Here is a 17,912-nt window from a genome sequence, read left to right as displayed (position 1 = left end):
CAGGGTAGACGGGCTGCCTTGGCGCGCCGCCATGCCGAAGGTCCCGACGCACGGGCTCGGCCCGTGGCATTGGGCTGCGCCGCTCGGGAGACAATCACTAGGTGACTGACGTTCCCTCGCCCCTGGTACTGCTGGACCTCGACGGCACGCTGACCGACTCCGCCCCCGGCATCGTCTCCTCCGTCGCGCACGCCTACCGCGCCCTCGGGCTGCCGGTCCCGGACCCCGCGACGCTGCGGTCGTTCGTCGGCCCGCCCATCACCGTGTCGTTCCTCGCGCACGGCATCGCGCCGGACCGGCTCACCGAGGCCGTGGCCGCGTACCGCGCCGCGTTCACCGCCGAGGGGATGTTCGACAACTCGCTCTACCCCGGGATCCTGGAGGCCATCGCGCGGCTCCGGGCCGCTGGCTGCACGCTCGCCGTGGCCACCTCGAAGCCCGAGGTGTACGCCCGGCCCATTTGCGAGCGGTTCGGCATCACCCCGCTCGTCGACGGCGTCTACGGGGCGCCGCTGGACGACGTGCCCTCCACCAAGGCGACGGTCATCGCCCACGCGCTCGCCGAGCTCGGCCCCGATCGTGTGCCCGGCCCGGCACGGACGGTGATGGTCGGCGACCGCGAGCATGACGTCCTGGGCGCCGCCGAGCACGGCATCGACTGCCTGGGCGTGACGTGGGGCTACGCGCAGCCCGGGGAGCTCCTGGGCGCGGGGGCCGTGGACCTGGTGGACGACGTCGCCTCGCTGGCGCAGGCGGTGCTCGCGCGGGTGCACGCGTCGGAGACCCGCCCCGTCTGAGCCTCCGCAGTCCGGCTGCGTCCCCGCCGGTCCAGGCTCAGCGCAGCGAGCGCCGCCACTCGGCGTGCAGCTCCGCGAACCGGCCGCCCGCGGCGATCAGGGCGGAAGGGCTGCCGTCCTCCACGACGCGGCCGCCGTCCACCACGAGCACCCGGTCCGCGCCCATCACCGTGGACAGCCGGTGCGCGATGACCACCGAGGTGCGCCCGGCCAGCAGGGTGCCGAGCCCACGCTGCACGAGCTGCTCGCCGGGCACGTCCAGCGAGCTCGTCGCCTCGTCCAGCACGAGCAGCGCCGGGTCGGCGAGGAACGCGCGGGCGAAGGACACGAGCTGGCGCTGCCCGGCCGACAGGCGCACGCCCCGCTTGTCCACCTCGGTGTCGTAGCCCTGCGGCATCTGCTCGACGAGCGGGTGCAGCCCCACGGACTGGGCCGCCGCCTCGATCTCGGCGCGCGTCGCGTCCGGCCGCCCCAGGGCGATGTTCGCGGCGATCGATCCGGAGAACAGGTACGCCTCCTGGGTCACCATGACCAGCGCGCGGCGCAGGTCCTGGGGGGCGATGTCGCGCACGTCCACGTCGTCGATCAGCACCGCGCCCGAGCGCACGTCGTAGAACCGCGCGAGCAGTTTGGCCACCGTCGACTTGCCGGCGCCCGTCTCCCCCACGAGCGCCACGCTCTGGCCCGCTGGCACGTGCAGGTCCAGGCGCGGCAGCACGCTGGGCCCGTCCCCGTAGCCGAACTCCACGCCGGCGAGCCGCACGTCGCCGCGCGGGCTCGGCAGCCGGATCGGGCGGGCGGGCTCCGGGACGCTCGGCTCCTCGGCGAGCAGCTCGGCGAGCTTCTCCAGCGCGGCGGTGGCCGACTGGAACGAGTTGTAGAACATCCCGATCTGGGTCAGCGGCGAGAAGAACCGCTTGGCGTACAGCACCGCGGCGGCGAGCACCCCCACCTCGAGCCCGCCGTCGAGCACCCGCAGGCCGCCGACCAGCAGCACTGCGGCGACGGTGACGTTGCCGATGAGCGTGAGGCCCGAGTCGAAGAGCCCGTTGAGCCGGATGCCCTCGGCGCTGGCGCCGCGGTACTCCTCGGACAGCCGCCCGTACTCGGCGGCCACCGGGCGCTCGCGCCGGAACGCCTGCACCGCGCGGATCCCGGTCATCGTCTCCACGAAGCGCACGATGAGCCGGGCGGCGGCGGTGCGCTGCTTGCGGTACTGCGCCTGCGAGCGGGCCTGGAACCAGCGGGTGAGCAGCACGCCGGGGACCACGGCGATGAGCAGCACCACGCCGCTGGGCCAGTCGAGCAGGAGCAGCGACGCGGCGGTCAGCACCATCGCGAGCGCGCTCGAGGCGAGGGTGGTGATCCCGCCGTCGAGCAGCTCGCGCACCGCGTCCAGGTCGGAGGTCTGGCGGGAGATGATCCGCCCGGACGTATAGCGCTCGTGGAACTCCAGGCTCAGCAGCTGGGTGTGCCGGAACACGCGGCGGCGCAGGTCCAGCAGGATCGCCTGGCTCACCCGCGCCGCCGCGCGCACCACCGCGGCGGTGAGGGCGCCTCCGAGCACGGCTGCCACGAGGTAGCCGCCGGCGGCGAGCAGCAGCGGCACGGGGTCGCCGTCGCGCATCGCGGGCAGCCCACGGTCGATGGCCACGGCCACGAGCGCGGGGCCCGCCACCGGGGCGACCTGGGCGGCGACGACCAGCGCGACCGTGCCCCAGGCCGGGCCCGCCACGGGACGCAGCAGCGAGCGGAGCAGCCGCAGCGACAGGCGCCGGACGTGGGCGTGATCGACGTCGGCGCCCTCCAGCAGCGCGGCGCTCATCGCTCGGCCCCCGGCCGCGAGCGCCCCGCGCCCCCGACGGGCTCGTCCAGGTCGAGCAGCCCGCTCAGCGAGTCCTGCGGTGGGACCTCGCGGGGATCCGGCCCCAGCGCCGTGAGCACGTACCGGTAGTGCGCATGCCGCGCCAAGAGGTCGGAGTGCCTGCCGACACCGGTGATGCGGCCGTCCTCGAGCACCGCGACCCGGTCCGCGAGCGCCACGGTGGACGGCCGGTGGGCGACGACCAGCGTGGTGGTGCCGGTGAGGGTCGCGCGCAGGCGGGCCGTGACGGCGGCCTCGGTGGCCACGTCGAGCGCGGAGAGCGGGTCGTCGAGCACCAGCACCCGGGGGCGCGCGGCGATGGCGCGGGCCAGGGCGATCCGCTGCCGCTGCCCGCCGGACAGGCTCAACCCCTCCTCGCCGATCACGGTGTCCAGCCCGTGCGGCAGCGCGTCCACGAAGCCCGCGGAGGCCACGTCGAGCGACTCGCGGACGAGGGCCTCGGCGGCCTCCGGGCTGATCGCGTCGTCGTCCACGCCGAGCAGCACGTTCTCGCGCACCGACGCGGAGAAGAGGATCGGGTCCTCGAAGGCGACGGCCACCGCGCGGCGCAGTTCGGCGCGCTCCACGTCGCGCACGTCCACGCCGTCGAGGAGCACGGCGCCGCCGGTGACGTCGTACAACCGCGGCACGAGCTGGGCGAGGGCGGACTTGCCGCTGCCGGTGAGGCCCACCAGCGCCAGCGTCTCCCCCGGCTCGACCTCGAGGTCCACTCCGTCCAGCACGTCGCGGGACTGCGGCGGCGCCCCCGGGTGCCGGAACCGCACGTCGGCGAGCACCACGCGGCTGCCCCGGGCGGCGGGCTCCGGCAGGGCGCGCGGGGCGGCGGGGTCGCCCACGGCGTTCGGGGTGTCGACGACCTCGATGTACCGGTCCAGGGCGGCGCGCGCGTCGAGCGTCATCGCCAGCAGCTGGCCGAGCCGCTCGACGGGTCCGTTGACCACTGCCGCCGTCGCGAAGAACGCGCCGAGCGCGCCGACGCTCCCCGCGTCCTCGGCGGCCAGCCACACGCCGAGCCCGAGCGACACCGCCAGCACGGCCTCCGGCAGCGCGCCCAGCGCGAAGCTCACCCGGGACAGGGTGCGGGCCTTGTGGATCTCGGTGGACCGCAGATCCTCGGCCTGCCGAGCGAAGTCCTCCAGGGCGTCGCCGCCCCGGCCGAAGGCCTTGAGCACGCGGATGCCGTGCACCGACTCCTCGACGGTGGTGGCCAGGTCCCCGGCCTGGTCGCGGGCCTGCCGGGCGACGGCCTTGTAGTCCTCGCGGAAGCGGAACCCGAGCCACACGACCGGCGCCGCGCCGACCAGGTACACCAGCCCGAGCTGCCAGGCGGTCGCGAGCATCAGCCCGACGCCCACCACCGCCGTCGTCGCGCTGACCACGAGCATGACCAGCCCGAACGCGAGCCACCGCCGCACCATGCCCAGGTCGGACATGGCGCGTGAGAGGAGCTGCCCGCCGGGCCAGCGGTCGTGGAAGGCCACCGGCAGCTCCAGCAGCCGCCCGAACAAGTCGGTGCGCATCTCCCGCTCGACGGTGGTGCCCGGCGTGAGGATGAACGCGCGGCGGCACCACACCAGCAGGGCCTCCAGCACGCCGAGCGCGAGCACCAGCCCCGCGGCCTGCACGACGGCGCCCGGGGAGCCCTCCGTCAGCAGCGGGCCGTTCACGACCTCGCGCAGCACCTGCGGCACGGCCAACGCCAGCAGGCTCGCGCCGAGCGACGCGACGCCGCCCGCGGCGATCCGCGGCAACGCCGGCCGCGCCCACCGGAGCAGGCGGGCCATCGCCCGCGTCGTGGAGAGCCGTTCGATGGGCACTCTGGGCAGCCTACGGACGCAGGGCCGCCCTCACACCCCGGTGCGGGCGGTCTTCGTGTTGCTCGCCTGCGCGCGCGGGCGCACCACCAGCAGGTCGATGTTCACATGCGGCGGGCGGCTGAGCGCCCACGCGATCGTGTCCGCGACGTCGGCGGCGACCAGCGGCTGATAGCCCTCGTACACGGCGGCGGCCCGCTCCGCGTCGCCGTCGAAGCGCACCAGCGAGAAGTCGGTGGCCACAGCGCCGGGGGCGATCTCGATGACCCGCAGCGGCTCCCCCGCGAGCTCCCAGCGCAGCGTCGTGGCGAGCATCCGCTCGGCGTGCTTGGCGCCGGTGTAGCCCGCGCCACCCTCATAGGGACCGTGCGCGGCGGTGGACGTCAGCACCAGCACGTCGCCCTCGCCGCTCGCGCGCAGAGCGGGCAGCAGGGCCTGCGTGACGCGCAGCGTGCCGAGCACGTTGAGCTCGTACATGCGGCGCCACTGGTCGATGTCGGCGCGCTCCACGGGGTCCAGGCCGAAGGCGCCCCCCGCGTTGTTCACCAGCGCGTCGAGCCCCCCGGTGGCCTGGACGTGCGCGGCCAGCCGGGCGACGTCCTCGTCGACGGTGACATCCGCGACGAACGCCTGGGCGCCGGTCTCCTCGGCGAGCTCGTCGAGCAGCTCGGCGCGGCGGGCAGTGGCCAGCACGTCCCAGCCGTCGGCGCGCAGACGGCGCACCGTGGCGGCGCCGATGCCGGAGGACGCCCCCGTGACGACGACGCGGCGCGGACGGGACAGGGCGGTGCTCATGCGATCTCCTCAGCGGATGGGTCGTGCGAGACGGCGGCGGGCGGCCGTCGGCTCGAGCCTACGGAGCCAGACGTGTCAGCCGCGCGCGACGTGGGCGCCAGGCCCGGCCTCGGCGAGCGCCTCCGCGAGCAGGGCCAGCCCCTCGGCAGCCTCGTCGGCGGTCACGACACACGGCGGGACGACGTGCACCCGGTTCTCGGCGAGGAACGGCAGCAGGCCGCGGGCCAGGCAGCCCGCCTTGACCCGGGCCATCACGTCCGCGCCCACGGGCTCGCGGGTCGCGCGGTCGGCCACGAGCTCGACGGCCCAGAACACGCCGAGCCCGCGGACCTCGCCCACCAATGGGCTGCGCTCGGCGAGCTCGGCCAGCCCGGGGCCCAGCACATCCCGCCCGATCGCGGCGGCGTGCTCCACGGTCTTCTCGTCCTCCATCGCCTCGATCGTGGCCACGATCGCGGCCATCGCCAGCGGGTGGCCCGAGTAGGTGAGGCCGCCGGGGAACACGCGATCGTCGAAGGTCGCGGCGATCGGAGCGGAGATCATCACCCCGCCGGCGGGCACGTACCCGGAGTTGACGCCCTTCGCGAAGGCCACCAGGTCCGGGCGGACGTCAAAGTGGTCCAGGGCCAGCCAGGCGCCGCTGCGCCCGAACCCGGCCATCACCTCGTCGAGGATCAGCAGCACGCCATAGCGGTCGGCGATCTCGCGTGCCCCGGCGAGGTAGCCGGGCGGCGGCACCAGCACCCCGGCGGTGCCGGGGATCGTCTCCAGCAGGATCGCGGCGACGGTCTCGGGCCCCTCGGCCTGGATCACGCGCTCCAGGTGGCGCAGCGCCCGCTCGCACTCCTGCGCGGGGCTGGTCGCCCAGAACTCCGTGCGGTACAGGTACGGCCCGAAGACGTGCACGTGGCCGCGCGCGTACTCGTTGGGCACCCGGCGCCAGTCCCCCGTGGCGGCCACCGCCGCGCCGGTGTTGCCGTGGTACGAGCGGTACGTCGAGACCACCTTGTCGCGGCCCGTGTGCAGGCGGGCCATGCGGATGGCGTTCTCGATCGCGTCGGCGCCGCCGTTGGTGAAGAAGACGCTGGAGAACCCGGCCGGGGCGTGCTCCAGCACCTTCTGCGCGGCGCGGCCCCGCACGAGGCTCGCCGTGGACGGCGCGACGGTGGCGAGCGTGGCCGCCTGCTCCTGGATCGCGGCCACCACCCGGGGGTGCTGGTGCCCGATGTTCGTGTTGACGAGCTGGGAGGAGAAGTCGAGGTAGCGCCGCCCGGCGTGGTCCCACACATGCGAGCCCGAGCCGCCCGCGACGACGAACGGGCTCAGGCGGGCCTGAGCCGACCAGGAGTGGAAGACGTGCGCGCGGTCGAGGCGCAGTGCTGTCGCGTCAGCCGTCTCGGCCGGCGCGTCGCCGGCAAGGCCGTCCACGTCCTCGACGGCGTGGGCCGCGGGCAGGTCGCTGCTCATGGTGCCTCCTCGATGCTCAGGGCAAGAGTGCCCGACCGCGCGCCCGCCCGGGGGGCGAACCGGCCGGTGCGGCGCCGGGATCGAGCCCGGGCCGCACCGGGGGTGCTCAGCTCCCGCCCTCGGCGAGCGTCACATCGAGGGGGGTGAAGCCCGTCCCCACCACGTCGACGCCCTCCGCCTCGAGCTCGGCGAGGGCCTTCGTCACGTACTCCGTGGTGAAGGCCGACGCCGGCGGCGCGGCGGAGATGATCGACGCGCCCGTCTCGTTGCGCGTCTGGAGGGCCAACTCGACGGTCCGCTCCCACGCGGACTCGTCCAGCAGGCCGATGCCCCCGCTGGTGCTCGGCCAGATGAGCTTGTTGACCTCGTTGGTCATCCAGAGCTGGTGGCTCGTGCCAAGCGTCGACCCTGCCGCGGTGACCGCGTCGGCGGCCTCCTGGGCGTGGTCCCGCGCGTAGGCCCAGCCCTTGAGCGAGGCCTTGAGGAACTTGACGGTGGTGTCCTGGTAGTCGGAGTCCGACTCCAGCCGCTCGGCGTCCGCCCAGATGGCGTCCTGCAGCATGGCCGTGCCCTCGTCGTTCCAGTCGATGACCGTGAAGTCCTCGGGCGTATACAGCTCGCCGGTGTCCGGGTCCACCGTCTCCAGGAGCTGGGCGTACTCGTTGTAGGTCATGGCCTGCGCGGCGTCGATGTCACCGTTGAGCAGGCCCAGCATGTCGAAGGCCTGGGTGACGAGCTGGAAGTCGGCGACCCCCGACTTGTTCAGCCCCGCGAACAGCTCCCACTCGTTCCCGTACCCCCAGGACCCGACGGTCTTCCCGGACAGGTCGCCCACGGAGTCGATCCCCGAGTCGGCGAACGCCACCTGGAGGGTCGCGGAGCGCTCGAAGACTTGCGCGACATGCGTGATCCCGGCGCCCTGCTCGATCGAGCCGAGGACCTTGGGCACCCAGGCGATCGCATAGTCGACCTCTCCCTGCGCCAGGGCGTCCTGGGGCACGATGTCACCGCCGGACGGGAGGATCTCCACGTCCAGGCCCTCGTCCGCGTAGTAGCCCTGCTCCTGCGCCGCGTAGTAGCCCGCGAACTGCGCCTGTGTGAGCCACTGCAACTGGAGCCGCACCGGCGTGAGCCCCTCCGCCGCCGCTGCCGGCTCGCCAGCCCCGTCCTCTGAGCTGCTCGCGCAGGCCGCCAGCAGCAGGCCCGCTGCCAAGCCGGCCGCCACCGCCGCCCCCCAACGCCTCGTGGTCCTCATGTCATCTCCCTCGTCGGTGAAGCTGGGACTGCGGCGCGCAGCGGGTGCCGCGAGCCTCGACCGGCCTGGCGACGCCGGCAGGCGGACGTGCGGGGCCGGGCGCGCTCATCCGGGGCGCCGGCGCAGGACGGCACGCTCCGCGAGGGAGGTGGCCGTGAAGAACAGCAGCCCGACGGCGATCGCGCCCAGCACGTACGCCCAGGCCTGCGCGTAGTCGGAGCCGGCGGCGGCCGTCGTGATGAACGAGCCGACACCCGAGCGCGGCCCGCCGAAGTACTCGGCCACCACCGCGGAGATGACGGCGAGCGACGACGCGAGGCGCAGGCCGGTGAAGACGAACGGCAGCGCGGTGGGGAGGGTCACCACGCGGGCCGCCTGCCGAGGTGTGGCGGCCAGCGCGCGCAGCAGGTCCCGATGCACCGGCAGCACCTGCCGCAGGCCGCGCAGGGTGTGGAGGTACACCGGCACGAAGACCGCGAGCGCCGCGACGACCACCCGGGCGTGCTCCGATCCGGCGCCGTGCATCGAGTACAGCACCGGGGCGAGCGCCACGACGGGCACTGCCGACAGCGCCGTGACCAGCGGGGCCGCGAGCGCGTCGACGAGCCGCAGCGCGGCCGCCACGAGGGCCAGCAGCACCCCCAGGATCCCCCCGGAGAGCAGCCCGAGCGCCGCATTGCGGCCCGTGACGGCCGCGGCCGACAGGATCGGCTCACGGAACTCGACGAGCTCGGAGGCGATGGCCGCCGGGCCCGGCAGCACGAATGGCGGGATCTCCGCGACGACGACGGCTCCCTGCCACGCGGCGATGAGGCCCACGAGCAGGACGGCCGGGGGCAGCACCTGGCGCACGGCCCCCGCCACGGCGCTCATCCGAGGCCCTCGGCCTGCGCCACGCTCACGCCGTCGAGCAGCGCCGCGCGCACCGCGGCGATCTCGTCGAAGAACGTGGCGTCGGTGCGCAGCTCGTCGAGGTCGTCTGCGGCGCCCGCGCGGTCCAGGGTGACCGGCACGACCTCGCGGATCCGGCCCGGGCGCGGCGACATCACCACCACCCGGTCGGACAGGAACACCGCCTCGGGGATCGAGTGCGTGACGAACACGACGGCGGCGCGGGTCTCGGCGCAGATCCGCAGCAGCTGCGTCTGCAGGTGCTCGCGGGTCATCTCGTCGAGCGCCCCGAATGGCTCGTCCATGAGCAGCAGGCTCGGCTCCTCGGCGAGGGCCCGGGCGATCGCGACGCGCTGCTGCATCCCGCCGGAGAGCTGGTCGGGGAAGTGCTCTGCGAAGTCGGCGAGCCCCACCAGCGCGAGCAGGTGGGACGCCCGCTCGCGGCGCCCCGCGCGGCCCATCCCGGCCAGCGCGAGCGGCAGCTCGACGTTCGCGCGGACCGTCCGCCAGGGCAGCAGTCCGGCCTGCTGGAACGCGATCCCGTACTCATGCGCCAGTCGGGCCTCGCGGGCGGGGCGGCCGAACACCCGCACGGTTCCGACCGTGGGCTCGTCGAGGTCTGCGATGAGCCGCAGCAGGGTGGACTTGCCGCAGCCCGACGGGCCGATGAGGGACACGAACTGCCCGGCCTCGACGGTGAGCGAGACGTCGTCGAGCGCGACGACCTGCGCGCGGCCCGTGCCGTACACCCGCGAGACGCCGTCGACGCTCACCGCGGCGGTCATCGTGCCGCCTCGAGGCGCCGGAACCGGCGCAGCGAGGTCCCGAGCAGCGCGACCAGCCCTGCGGCGGCCAGGCCGAGGGCCACCGCCCCGAAGATCGGCGCCCACGGCTTGGCCGGGTCGCTCGCGGAGAACGCGGCGAACTCGACGATCATCCGGCCCAGGCCCCCGGGCAGCCCCGTGGCGACCTCGGCGACGACGGCGCCGACAACGGCGTTCGCGGCGGCCAGCCGCAGCGCGGGGAGCAGGTACGGCACTGACGCGGGCAGGCGCAGGCGCAGCAGGGTGGGCCACCAGCCCGCCCCGTAGGCGCGCATCAGGTCGGCGTGGATCGTGGTGGGCGACTGCAGCCCGCGCAGCATCCCGACGGCCACCGGGAAGAACGCGAGGTAGGAGGCGATCACCGCCACGGACATCCACGGCGCCCACTGCACCGGGCCCACCTCGAGCCGCGCCCCCCAGGAGCGCACCAGCGGGGCGAGCGCGACGAGCGGGACGGTCTGCGAGAGCACGACCAGTGGGAGCACCGCCGACTCGACAATCCGCACCCGCTGCATGGCCAGCGCGAGCAGCATCCCGACGACGAGGCCGAGCAGCCAGCCCACGGCGGCGACGCCGAGGCTCGCCGCGCCCGCGCGCAGCACCGCGGACCACAGCGGGGGCGCCCCGGCCCCGCCCGAGACGGGCTCGAACAGCCGCGCGGCCATGTCCCAGGTGTGCGGCATCGCCAAGTCGGACGTGCGCGGCAACAGCCGCGTCTGGCCCACCATCAGGCCGTCTGCCGGGCCGAGCAGCTTGTACGCCTCCCAGGCGGACCCGACAGCGAGCACCGACGCCACCGCGGCCAGCGGCGCCGAGCGCATGAGGCTGGCGGCCGCCGCACGGGGGCGCGCGCTCCCCGAGCGGGGCGCCGTCGGCGGTGGCGCGGTGGCGGGGGCAGGCGCCGCGGTGGCAGACGTCGCGCTCATGCGCTCGCCACCACTGTCGGCGCGAGCGCCGGGATGACCCGCTCCCCGTACACCCGCATCGTCTCCTCCTTGTTGTCGTGCTGGAGGTAGGCGGCGAACTGGGTGACGCCGAGGTCGCGCAGCTCCTCGAGCCGTGCCACGTGCTCGCGCGGGCTGCCGAGCAGGCAGAACCGCTCGACGATCTCGTCGGGCACGAAGGCCGCATGCGAGTTCCCGGCGCGGCCGTGCTCGTTGTAGTCGTAGCCCTGGCGGTCGCGGACGTAGTCGGTGAGGGCCGCCGGCACGGCGGAGTCCGCCCCATAGCGGGACACGATGTCGGCCACGTGGTTGCCGACCATCCCCCCGAACCAGCGGCACTGCTCGCGCATGTGGGCCCGCGCCGCCGGGGCGTCTCCGTCGCCGACATACGCGGGGGCGGCCACGCAGAACGACAGCGCGTCGGGGTCCCGGCCCACGGCCTCGGCGGCGTCGCGCACCGCGCCGATCATCCACGCCGCGATGTCCGGGTCGGCGAGCTGCAGGATGAACCCGTCGCCGACCTCTCCCGCGACCCGCAGCGCCTGCGGCCCGTAGGCCGCGACCCACACCTCGAGGGACGAGCCCTTGGACCACGGGAAGCGCAGCGTGCGGTCGTTGACCTCGACGGGGCGGTCGTTGGCGAGCTCGCGGATCACATGGATCGACTCGCGCAGCGTCGCCAGGCTCACCGGCCGCCCGTTGAGCGTGCGGACCGCCGAGTCCCCGCGACCGATGCCGCAGACCGTGCGGTTGCCGTACATCTCGTTGAGCGTCGCGAAGAGGGAGGCGAGCACCGTCCAGTCCCGGGTCGCCGGGTTGGTCACCATCGGGCCGACAGTGACCTTGCGGGTGGCCGCGAGGATGGCGGAGTAGATGACGAACGGCTCCTCCCACAGCAGGTGCGAGTCGAACGTCCACACGTGGTCGAAGCCGTGGCTCTCGGCCTGCCGCGCGAGGTCGACGGTGCGCGAGGCCGGCGGGGTGGTCTGCAGGACGACGCCGAAGTCCATGGGGCTCCTTGGGGCAGCGGATCAGCGGGGTGGGGCGGGCTCCGGGCCCAGGTCTCAGAGCAGGTACTGCGACAGCCCGCGTCGGAGGTACCTGCCGTGGCCCGGGCGCCCGTGGTACTCGCCGCCCTCGACGAGCACCCGGCCGCGCGACATGACCAGGTCGATGGCGCCGTCGACCTCGAAGCCCTCCCACGCGGAGTGGTCCATGCTCATGTGGTGCGTGGCCGCGGAGATCGTGGTGCGGCCCGCCGGGTCGTAGACCACGATGTCCGCGTCGGCCCCCGGGGCGATGACGCCCTTGGACCCGTACAGGCCGAACATCCGCGCGGGGGTGGTGGACGTGAGCTCCACCCAGCGCTCCAGGCTGATCTGCCCGGTGACGACGCCCTGGTACAGCAGGTCCATGCGGTGCTCCACCGAGCCGATGCCGTTGGGGATCGCCCGGAAGTCGCCGAGGCCCAGGTCCTTCTGCCCCGTCATGCAGAACGGGCAGTGGTCGGTGGAGACCATCTGCAGGTCGTTGGTGCGCAGCGCCTGCCACATGTGGTCCTGATGCCCCTCGGCCCGCGAGCGCAGCGGCGTCGAGCAGACCCATTTCGCGCCCTCGAACCCCGGCGCGCCGAGCTGCTCCTCGAGGGAGAGGTACAGGTACTGCGGGCAGGTCTCCCCGAACACGTTCTGCCCGTTGTCCCGCGCCCACGCGAGCTGGGCGACCGCCTGCTTGGCGCTGACATGCACCACGTACAGGGGCGCCCGGGTGAGGTCGGCGAGCATGACGGCCCGATGGGTGGCCTCCTCCTCGAGCTGCCAGGCGCGCGCCACCCCGTGGTAGTACGGGCCGGTCTTGCCCGCCTCGACGAGCTGGGCGGCCAGCACGTCGATCGCCGGGCCGTTCTCCGCGTGCATCATCGTCAGCAGCCCGAGGTCCGCGGCCTTCTGCATGGCCCGGACGATCTGCGCGTCGTCGGAGTAGAAGACCCCGGGGTAGGCCATGAACAGCTTGTAGCTGGTGATGCCCTCGTCGACGAGCCCCTCCATCGCCTTGAGCGAGTCGTCGTCCACACCGCCGATGATCTGGTGGAACGCGTAGTCGATCGCGCACTTCCCGGCTGCCTTGGCGTGCCACGCGGCGAGCCCGTCCTGCACCCGCTCCCCGGCGCGCTGCACCGCGAAGTCGATGATCGTGGTGGTCCCGCCCCACGCTGCCGCGCGGGTCCCCGTCTCGAAGGTGTCCGACGCGGCAGTGCCGCCGAACGGCAGCTCCATGTGGGTGTGCGCGTCGACGCCCCCGGGGATCACGTACGTGCCGGTCGCGTCGATCACCTGGTCCACGTGGGCGGGCAGGTCGAAGCCGAGCAGGGTGGAGCCGGGCTGCAGGACGGCGGCCACGGTCTCCCCGTCGACCAGGACGTCGGCCAGCCCACGCCCGGTCGCGCTGACGACAGTGCCGCCGGTGATGAGTGTCTTCATCGTGTGCTCCCCGCACTGGGTCGGATCGCGGTCACGGCGCGACGAGGGAGCCGTAGGCGTCGGGGCGGCGGTCGCGGAAGAACTGCCAGCGCTCGCGCACCTCGCGGAGCTGGTCGAGGTCGAGGTCGCGCACCAGGAGCTGGTCCTCGGTGGCGGAGCCGCGCTCCCCCACGAGGTTCCCGTCCGGGCCCACCGCATACGAGCTGCCGTAGAACGCGACGGCCTCGTCGCCGTACTCGTTGTCCTCCAGCCCCACCCGGTTGTTCGCGACGATGAAGTAGCCGTTGGCGACGGCGGCCGCGGGCTGCTCGATCTCCCACAGCCGGTTCGAGATGCCGGGCGCCGTGGCGTTGGGGTTGAAGACGATCTCGGCGCCCGCCAGCGCCAGGGCCCGCCAGCCCTCGGGGAAGTGGCGGTCGTAGCAGATGTTGACGCCGATCACCCCGACGGCCGTCTCGAAGACGGGGTATCCGAGGTTGCCGGGCCGGAAGTAGAACTTCTCCCAGAACTTGGGCAGGTGCGGGATGTGGTGCTTGCGGTACTTGCCGAGGTAGGAGCCGTCCGCGTCGATCACGGCGGCGGTGTTGTAGAGCACCCCGGGCTGCTCCTCCTCGTACACCGGCAGCACGATCACGATGCCCAGCTCGGCCGCGAGCGCCGCGAACCTCTGGGTGGTGGGGCCGGGCACCGACTCGGCGTAGTCGTAGTACGCGGCGTCCTGCGTGATGCCGAAGTACGGCCCACTGAACAGCTCCTGGAACGCGATGACCTGGGCGCCCTGCGAGGCGGCCTCCCGGGCCCACGCCTCGTGGAGCGCGATCATCGACTCCTTGTCGCCGGTCCACGACGCCTGGGTGAAGGCGACTCGCACGACTGCCATGGGTCCTCCGTCTCGGGGCCGGGGCGCAGGCGCCCGATGCGCTGCTCCCGTCCTCCCGCCCTGGGATGCGACTGTCCGCCTTGCAGGTTTCTGCGGCGTTTCCACGGGTTTCCGGCCGGCTCCTGGGGATGACCGGGAGGTAAATATCTCGGCACGGGCCACCTGCGCGGCCGTGGGTGGCGGCCGCCCGGCGCCGAGGAGGCCGCAATGCCCGCACTACAGTGGCTCCCGGACCCCGGACGGGCATTCGTCCGGCGTGGCCGCCCTGATGTGGGCGGCGAGTCCAGCGGCGCGACGTGCGCCCTCCCCCGCCCGGCCGACCGCGCCGGGAGCCACGTCGCACCTGGAGCCGTCGATGAGCCTGCCGACCGTCCACCGCCTGAGCCGGCTCGCCGGCCTGCCCGCCGCCGCCCTGGCCCTCGGGCTCGCGGCCTGTGCCGCACCCGTCGCCGAGGCTCCTGAGGCGGACGCGCCAGCCCCCACCACCTCGACCACCGCGGGGTTCAGCCCGTTGACCGTCGACAACTGCGGCGTCGAGGTCGCCTTCGACGCGCCGCCCGAGCGCGTCGTGACGATCAAGTCGACGGCCACCGAGACGATGCTCGCGCTCGGGCTCGAGGACCGCCTGGTCGGCACGGCGTTCAGCGACGGCCCCGTGCCCGATGACCTCGCGGCCGCCTACGCGTCCGTCCCCGTGCTCTCCGAGAAGGTTCCCGGCCAGGAGGCGCTGCTCACCAGCGAGCCCGACCTGGTCTACGCCGGCTGGGAGTCCAACTTCTCCGCCGAGGGCGCCGGGGAGCGCGAGGCGCTCGCCACGCTCGACATCGCCAGCTACGTGTCGCCCGCTGCCTGCCAGGGCGACGGCTACCAGCCCGACCCGCTGACCTTTGACGGGGTCTTCGACGGCATCCGGGAGGTCGCCGCGATCTTCGGCGTGCCCGAGCGCGCGGAGGAGCTCATCGCCGAGCAGCAGGCCACGCTCGACGGGGTCGACGCGCCGGCGGCGCCGACCACCGCCCTGTGGTTCAGCTCCGGCTCGGACACCCCCTACGTCGGGGCGGGCATCGGCGCGCCGCAGATGATCATGGAGGCCGCCGGGCTGACGAACATCTTCGCCGACGTGCACGAGTCCTGGACGTCGGTGGGCTGGGAGCAGGTCGTGGCCGCCGACCCCGACGTCATCGTGCTGGTCGACTCCGCCTGGGGCTCCACGGAGAAGAAGATCGGCGTGCTCGAGGCCAACCCCGCCACGAGCCAGCTCACCGCGGTGCGCGAGAAGCGCTACCTGGTGGTGCCGTTCCCCGCCTCCGAGGCCGGGGTCCGCAACGCCGACGCCGTGGCCGACCTCGTGGCCCAGCTCGCCGCGCTCCCGGCGGTGGGCTGACGCCCATGACCCGCCCGACCGACGTGCCGCCGCCGACCGCGCAGCCACCGCTCAGCGCGGCGGCACGGTCGAGCGCGCGGCTCGGCGGCACGGCGGTGGAGCCGGAGCCGACGCCGAGCGGCACGGTGGGCGCGGCGGGCGGCGCGCGGACCGGCGGCCTGCGGCTAGCAGGCCTCGTCCTGGCGCTGGCGGCCGTGCTCGTCGTCACCATCCTGGTCAGCGTGACCATCGGACCGGCGGACATCGCCGTCGCGGATGTGCTGCGCAGCATCGGCCACCACCTCGGGCTGGCCGCCGAGGCGCCCGCCCGGCTGACGGACGCGATCGTCTGGGAGCTGCGGCTGCCGCGCGTGCTGACCGCCGCGGCCGTGGGCGCCGGGCTGGCCGTCGCGGGCGCCGTGATGCAGAGCCTGACCCGGAACCCGCTGGCGGACCCGTACCTGCTGGGCCTCTCGTCGGGGGCCTCCCTGGGGGCCGTCGCGGTGCTGCTGCTGGGCGCCTCGATCGCCCTGCCCCCGGCGGCGTTCCTGGGCGCACTGGCTGCGCTGGTCGCCACGATGACGTTGGCCGGCTCGCTGGGCGCGCTCACCCCCACGCGGACGGTCCTGGCCGGGCTGGCCGTGTCCCAGCTCTGCGCGGCGGCGACCAGCTTCGTCATCTTCTGGTCGGCGACGGGTGACTCGTACCGGGAGATCCTGGGCTGGCTGCTCGGCTCGCTGGCCGGGTCGACATGGGCGTCGGTGGCGATCGCTGGCACCGCGGTGCTCGTGCTCGGCTCTGCCCTGGTGGGCGCCGGGCGCACCCTCGACGCGTTCGCGTTCGGCGACACCGCCGCCGCCGCGCTGGGCGTGCACGTGCCGCGCACCCGCTGGATGCTGCTCACCCTGGTGGCGCTGCTCACCGGCGCGCTGGTGTCCGTGAGCGGCTCGATCGGCTTCCTGGGCCTGGTGCTGCCGCATGCGGTGCGCTTCGTGGTGGGCGCCCGGCACCGGCTGCTGCTGCCGGTCGCCGCGCTGGTGGGCGCCAGCTTCCTGGTGTGGGCGGACACGGCGGCGCGCACCGTCTTCGAGCCGCGCGAGCTGCCCGTCGGGATCCTCACCGCGTTCCTCGGGGCGCCGGTGTTCGCCTGGCTGCTGTTCCGCAGCCGCGCGGAGTCGGCCTCATGAGCCTGGACGCGCAAGGCCTGGGGTGGTCGGTCGCCGGCCGCCTGATCATCGACGACGTCGCGGTGCGGGTGGGGCCGGGCACGCTCACCGGGCTGCTGGGCCCGAACGGCTCCGGGAAGTCCACGCTGCTGCGGCTCGTGGCGGGCATCACGTCCCCCGACGCCGGGCGTGTGCTGCTCGACGGCACGGACCTGCGCGGCATCGGCCGCCGCGAGCGCGCGCAGCGTGTCGCCCTCGTGGAGCAGGAGTCGAGCACGGACCTGCCGCTCACCGTGCACGACGCGGTGTTGCTCGGCAGGACCCCGCACCGGTCCCGGTGGGCGGGCGACTCCGAGCAGGACCTGGCGATCGCGGCGGAGGCGCTCGCGTCCGTGGGCGCCTCGGACCTGGCCGGGCGCCGGCTCGACACGCTGTCCGGCGGGGAGCGCCAGCGCGTGCACCTGGCCCGGGCACTCGCCCAGCAGCCGCGCCTGCTGCTGCTCGACGAGCCCACGAACCACCTCGATGTGAACGCGCAGCTCGTCACACTGGGCCTGGTGCGCACCCTCGCGGACGCCGGCACGGGGGTGCTCGCGGCTCTGCACGACCTCAACCTGGCCGCCGCGTACTGCGACGAGGTGGTGCTGCTGTCCGCGGGCCGGGTGGTCGCCGCCGGACCGCCCGAGCAGGTGCTGGTGCCCGACGTGGTGGACCCGGTGTACGGGGTGAGCACCACGGTGCTGCGCCATCCGGGCACCGGCCGGCCCATCCTGGCCTTCGACCCCGCCTGAGCCCTCGCGCGCCGATCGGGCGAATGGGCGCGAACTGCGCACCTGGGACTCGGCCCGGCCTCTAGGGTCGGGGCTCCGCGCCGGCGACGGAAGGCCCCCGCATGTCCGCCCCCATGTCCTTTCTCCTCGCCGCCGTCGCCAGCCTCGCGGTGGCCGTGGTGCTCCTCACCGTCGGGCTGCGCCAGGTGGGCGCGGCCCGCCGCGTGGACCGGGTGCGGCTGCCCGCCCGGCTGCTGCACCGCCCGTGGTGGGGCTCCAGCGTCGTCGTCGTGGAGTACCCGGCGCCTGACGGCTCTCCCCTGGTCGCGCGGATGAAGATGTTCTTCGTCTACGCCCCCGGGGTCTCGTATGAGTTCGACGGCACGGTCTGGGCGAACCGCGACGACCCCACGGATGTCACTCCCCGGCAGACGGGACGCGTGACGGCGGGCGCCGTCGTGGCGATCGTCGGCGCGACGTTCCTGCTCGTCGCGTTCGGCACCGGGCTCGCCTCCGCGATCATCGCGGCTAGCGAGTCGATCACCGCGGCATAGCCGCTGCGTAGGGCAGCGGCATAGCCG

At 74.3% G+C, this 17,912-nt stretch carries 16 protein-coding genes; 5 read left to right on the top strand and 11 right to left on the bottom strand.

Translation table 11 applies throughout. The features are described from left to right. Positions 1-101: 101 nt before the first annotated feature. Positions 102-797, top strand: coding sequence for an HAD hydrolase-like protein (locus BN3788_RS01030; protein WP_066581941.1), 696 nt, complete (start codon positions 102-104; stop codon positions 795-797). A 37-nt stretch (positions 798-834) separates the two neighbouring features. Here the strand turns inward: BN3788_RS01030 and BN3788_RS01025 are convergent, their stop codons facing one another. The 11 genes from BN3788_RS01025 to BN3788_RS00975 all read right to left on the bottom strand — a co-directional run bounded on the left by BN3788_RS01025 (position 835) and on the right by BN3788_RS00975 (position 14,032). Then, complete coding sequence (locus BN3788_RS01025; RefSeq protein ID WP_066581939.1) at positions 835-2,622, bottom strand: ABC transporter ATP-binding protein; 1,788 nt, start codon at positions 2,620-2,622, stop codon at positions 835-837. Then, the gene (locus BN3788_RS01020) at positions 2,619-4,466 is read right to left on the bottom strand and encodes an ABC transporter ATP-binding protein (protein WP_066581937.1); all 1,848 of its coding nucleotides are present in this window, start codon (positions 4,464-4,466) and stop codon (positions 2,619-2,621) included. Before BN3788_RS01020 ends, BN3788_RS01025 begins: the two co-directional genes overlap by 4 nt. A gap of 63 nt (positions 4,467-4,529) precedes the next feature. Then, positions 4,530-5,291, bottom strand: a complete 762-nt coding sequence (locus BN3788_RS01015; RefSeq protein WP_066581935.1) for an SDR family oxidoreductase — start codon at positions 5,289-5,291, stop codon at positions 4,530-4,532. Positions 5,292-5,366: 75 nt separating this feature from the next. Beyond that, positions 5,367-6,758, bottom strand: coding sequence for an aspartate aminotransferase family protein (locus tag BN3788_RS01010; protein WP_082812469.1), 1,392 nt, complete (start codon positions 6,756-6,758; stop codon positions 5,367-5,369). 106 nt (positions 6,759-6,864) lie between these two features. Continuing rightward, on the bottom strand, positions 6,865-8,013 hold the full coding sequence (locus BN3788_RS01005; protein WP_066581934.1) for an ABC transporter substrate-binding protein: 1,149 nt from the start codon (positions 8,011-8,013) through the stop codon (positions 6,865-6,867). A 105-nt stretch (positions 8,014-8,118) separates the two neighbouring features. Beyond that, entirely contained in the window at positions 8,119-8,886 is a 768-nt protein-coding gene (locus BN3788_RS01000) for an ABC transporter permease (protein WP_066581932.1), read from the bottom strand. Next, a complete protein-coding gene (locus BN3788_RS00995; RefSeq protein WP_066581931.1) occupies positions 8,883-9,689 on the bottom strand; it encodes an ABC transporter ATP-binding protein in 807 nt (268 codons plus the stop codon). Before BN3788_RS00995 ends, BN3788_RS01000 begins: the two co-directional genes overlap by 4 nt. After that, positions 9,686-10,654, bottom strand: coding sequence for an ABC transporter permease (locus tag BN3788_RS00990; RefSeq protein ID WP_082812468.1), 969 nt, complete (start codon positions 10,652-10,654; stop codon positions 9,686-9,688). Before BN3788_RS00990 ends, BN3788_RS00995 begins: the two co-directional genes overlap by 4 nt. Next, positions 10,651-11,682, bottom strand: a complete 1,032-nt coding sequence (locus tag BN3788_RS00985) for a TIGR03842 family LLM class F420-dependent oxidoreductase (protein WP_066581926.1) — start codon at positions 11,680-11,682, stop codon at positions 10,651-10,653. Before BN3788_RS00985 ends, BN3788_RS00990 begins: the two co-directional genes overlap by 4 nt. A 54-nt stretch (positions 11,683-11,736) precedes the next feature. Then, positions 11,737-13,152, bottom strand: coding sequence for a dihydropyrimidinase (gene hydA, locus BN3788_RS00980; RefSeq protein WP_066581925.1), 1,416 nt, complete (start codon positions 13,150-13,152; stop codon positions 11,737-11,739). Positions 13,153-13,183: 31 nt separating this feature from the next. Continuing rightward, positions 13,184-14,032 (bottom strand): nitrilase-related carbon-nitrogen hydrolase, encoded by an 849-nt coding sequence (locus BN3788_RS00975; protein WP_066581923.1) that lies wholly within the window; start codon positions 14,030-14,032, stop codon positions 13,184-13,186. A gap of 355 nt (positions 14,033-14,387) precedes the next feature. Here BN3788_RS00975 and BN3788_RS00970 point away from each other — a divergent pair, with 355 nt between their 5' ends. The 4 genes from BN3788_RS00970 (at position 14,388) to BN3788_RS00955 (ending at position 17,885) form a co-directional block, all read left to right on the top strand. Next, positions 14,388-15,416 (top strand): putative F420-0 ABC transporter substrate-binding protein, encoded by a 1,029-nt coding sequence (locus BN3788_RS00970; protein ID WP_066581920.1) that lies wholly within the window; start codon positions 14,388-14,390, stop codon positions 15,414-15,416. Between the two features lie 5 nt (positions 15,417-15,421). Next, positions 15,422-16,582 carry a putative F420-0 ABC transporter permease subunit gene (locus tag BN3788_RS00965; RefSeq protein WP_082812467.1) on the top strand — a complete coding sequence of 387 codons (1,161 nt, stop codon included), beginning with the start codon at positions 15,422-15,424 and terminating at the stop codon, positions 16,580-16,582. Next, entirely contained in the window at positions 16,579-17,352 is a 774-nt protein-coding gene (locus BN3788_RS00960) for a putative F420-0 ABC transporter ATP-binding protein (RefSeq protein ID WP_066581916.1), read from the top strand. The genes BN3788_RS00965 and BN3788_RS00960 overlap by 4 nt, the downstream gene beginning before the upstream one ends. Before the next feature lie 101 nt (positions 17,353-17,453). Beyond that, the gene (locus BN3788_RS00955; protein ID WP_147525026.1) at positions 17,454-17,885 is read left to right on the top strand and encodes a hypothetical protein; all 432 of its coding nucleotides are present in this window, start codon (positions 17,454-17,456) and stop codon (positions 17,883-17,885) included. The last annotated feature ends 27 nt before the right edge of the window (positions 17,886-17,912 follow it).

The organism is Cellulomonas timonensis, from assembly GCF_900046455.1.
In the GTDB taxonomy this organism is placed as follows: Bacteria; Actinomycetota; Actinomycetes; order Actinomycetales; family Cellulomonadaceae; genus Cellulomonas_A; species Cellulomonas_A timonensis.
The sequence above is the reverse complement of the archived record's forward strand: the minus strand, read 5'-3'. Positions and strand labels throughout refer to the sequence as shown.

Excerpts from the sequence above, each read along its gene's own strand:
- BN3788_RS01025 (WP_066581939.1), bottom strand. The coding sequence starts at position 2,622 with ATGAGCGCCGCGCTGCTGGAGGGCGCCGACGTCGATCACGCCCACGTC.
- BN3788_RS01020 (WP_066581937.1), bottom strand. The coding sequence starts at position 4,466 with ATGGCCCGCCTGCTCCGGTGGGCGCGGCCGGCGTTGCCGCGGATCGCC.
- BN3788_RS01015 (WP_066581935.1), bottom strand. The coding sequence starts at position 5,291 with ATGAGCACCGCCCTGTCCCGTCCGCGCCGCGTCGTCGTCACGGGGGCG.
- BN3788_RS01010 (WP_082812469.1), bottom strand. The coding sequence starts at position 6,758 with ATGAGCAGCGACCTGCCCGCGGCCCACGCCGTCGAGGACGTGGACGGC.
- BN3788_RS01005 (WP_066581934.1), bottom strand. The coding sequence starts at position 8,013 with ATGAGGACCACGAGGCGTTGGGGGGCGGCGGTGGCGGCCGGCTTGGCA.
- BN3788_RS01000 (WP_066581932.1), bottom strand. The coding sequence starts at position 8,886 with ATGAGCGCCGTGGCGGGGGCCGTGCGCCAGGTGCTGCCCCCGGCCGTC.
- BN3788_RS00995 (WP_066581931.1), bottom strand. The coding sequence starts at position 9,689 with ATGACCGCCGCGGTGAGCGTCGACGGCGTCTCGCGGGTGTACGGCACG.
- BN3788_RS00990 (WP_082812468.1), bottom strand. The coding sequence starts at position 10,654 with ATGAGCGCGACGTCTGCCACCGCGGCGCCTGCCCCCGCCACCGCGCCA.
- BN3788_RS00985 (WP_066581926.1), bottom strand. The coding sequence starts at position 11,682 with ATGGACTTCGGCGTCGTCCTGCAGACCACCCCGCCGGCCTCGCGCACC.
- hydA (WP_066581925.1), bottom strand. The coding sequence starts at position 13,152 with ATGAAGACACTCATCACCGGCGGCACTGTCGTCAGCGCGACCGGGCGT.
- BN3788_RS00975 (WP_066581923.1), bottom strand. The coding sequence starts at position 14,032 with ATGGCAGTCGTGCGAGTCGCCTTCACCCAGGCGTCGTGGACCGGCGAC.
- BN3788_RS00970 (WP_066581920.1), top strand. The coding sequence starts at position 14,388 with ATGAGCCTGCCGACCGTCCACCGCCTGAGCCGGCTCGCCGGCCTGCCC.
- BN3788_RS00965 (WP_082812467.1), top strand. The coding sequence starts at position 15,422 with ATGACCCGCCCGACCGACGTGCCGCCGCCGACCGCGCAGCCACCGCTC.
- BN3788_RS00960 (WP_066581916.1), top strand. The coding sequence starts at position 16,579 with ATGAGCCTGGACGCGCAAGGCCTGGGGTGGTCGGTCGCCGGCCGCCTG.
- BN3788_RS00955 (WP_147525026.1), top strand. The coding sequence starts at position 17,454 with ATGTCCGCCCCCATGTCCTTTCTCCTCGCCGCCGTCGCCAGCCTCGCG.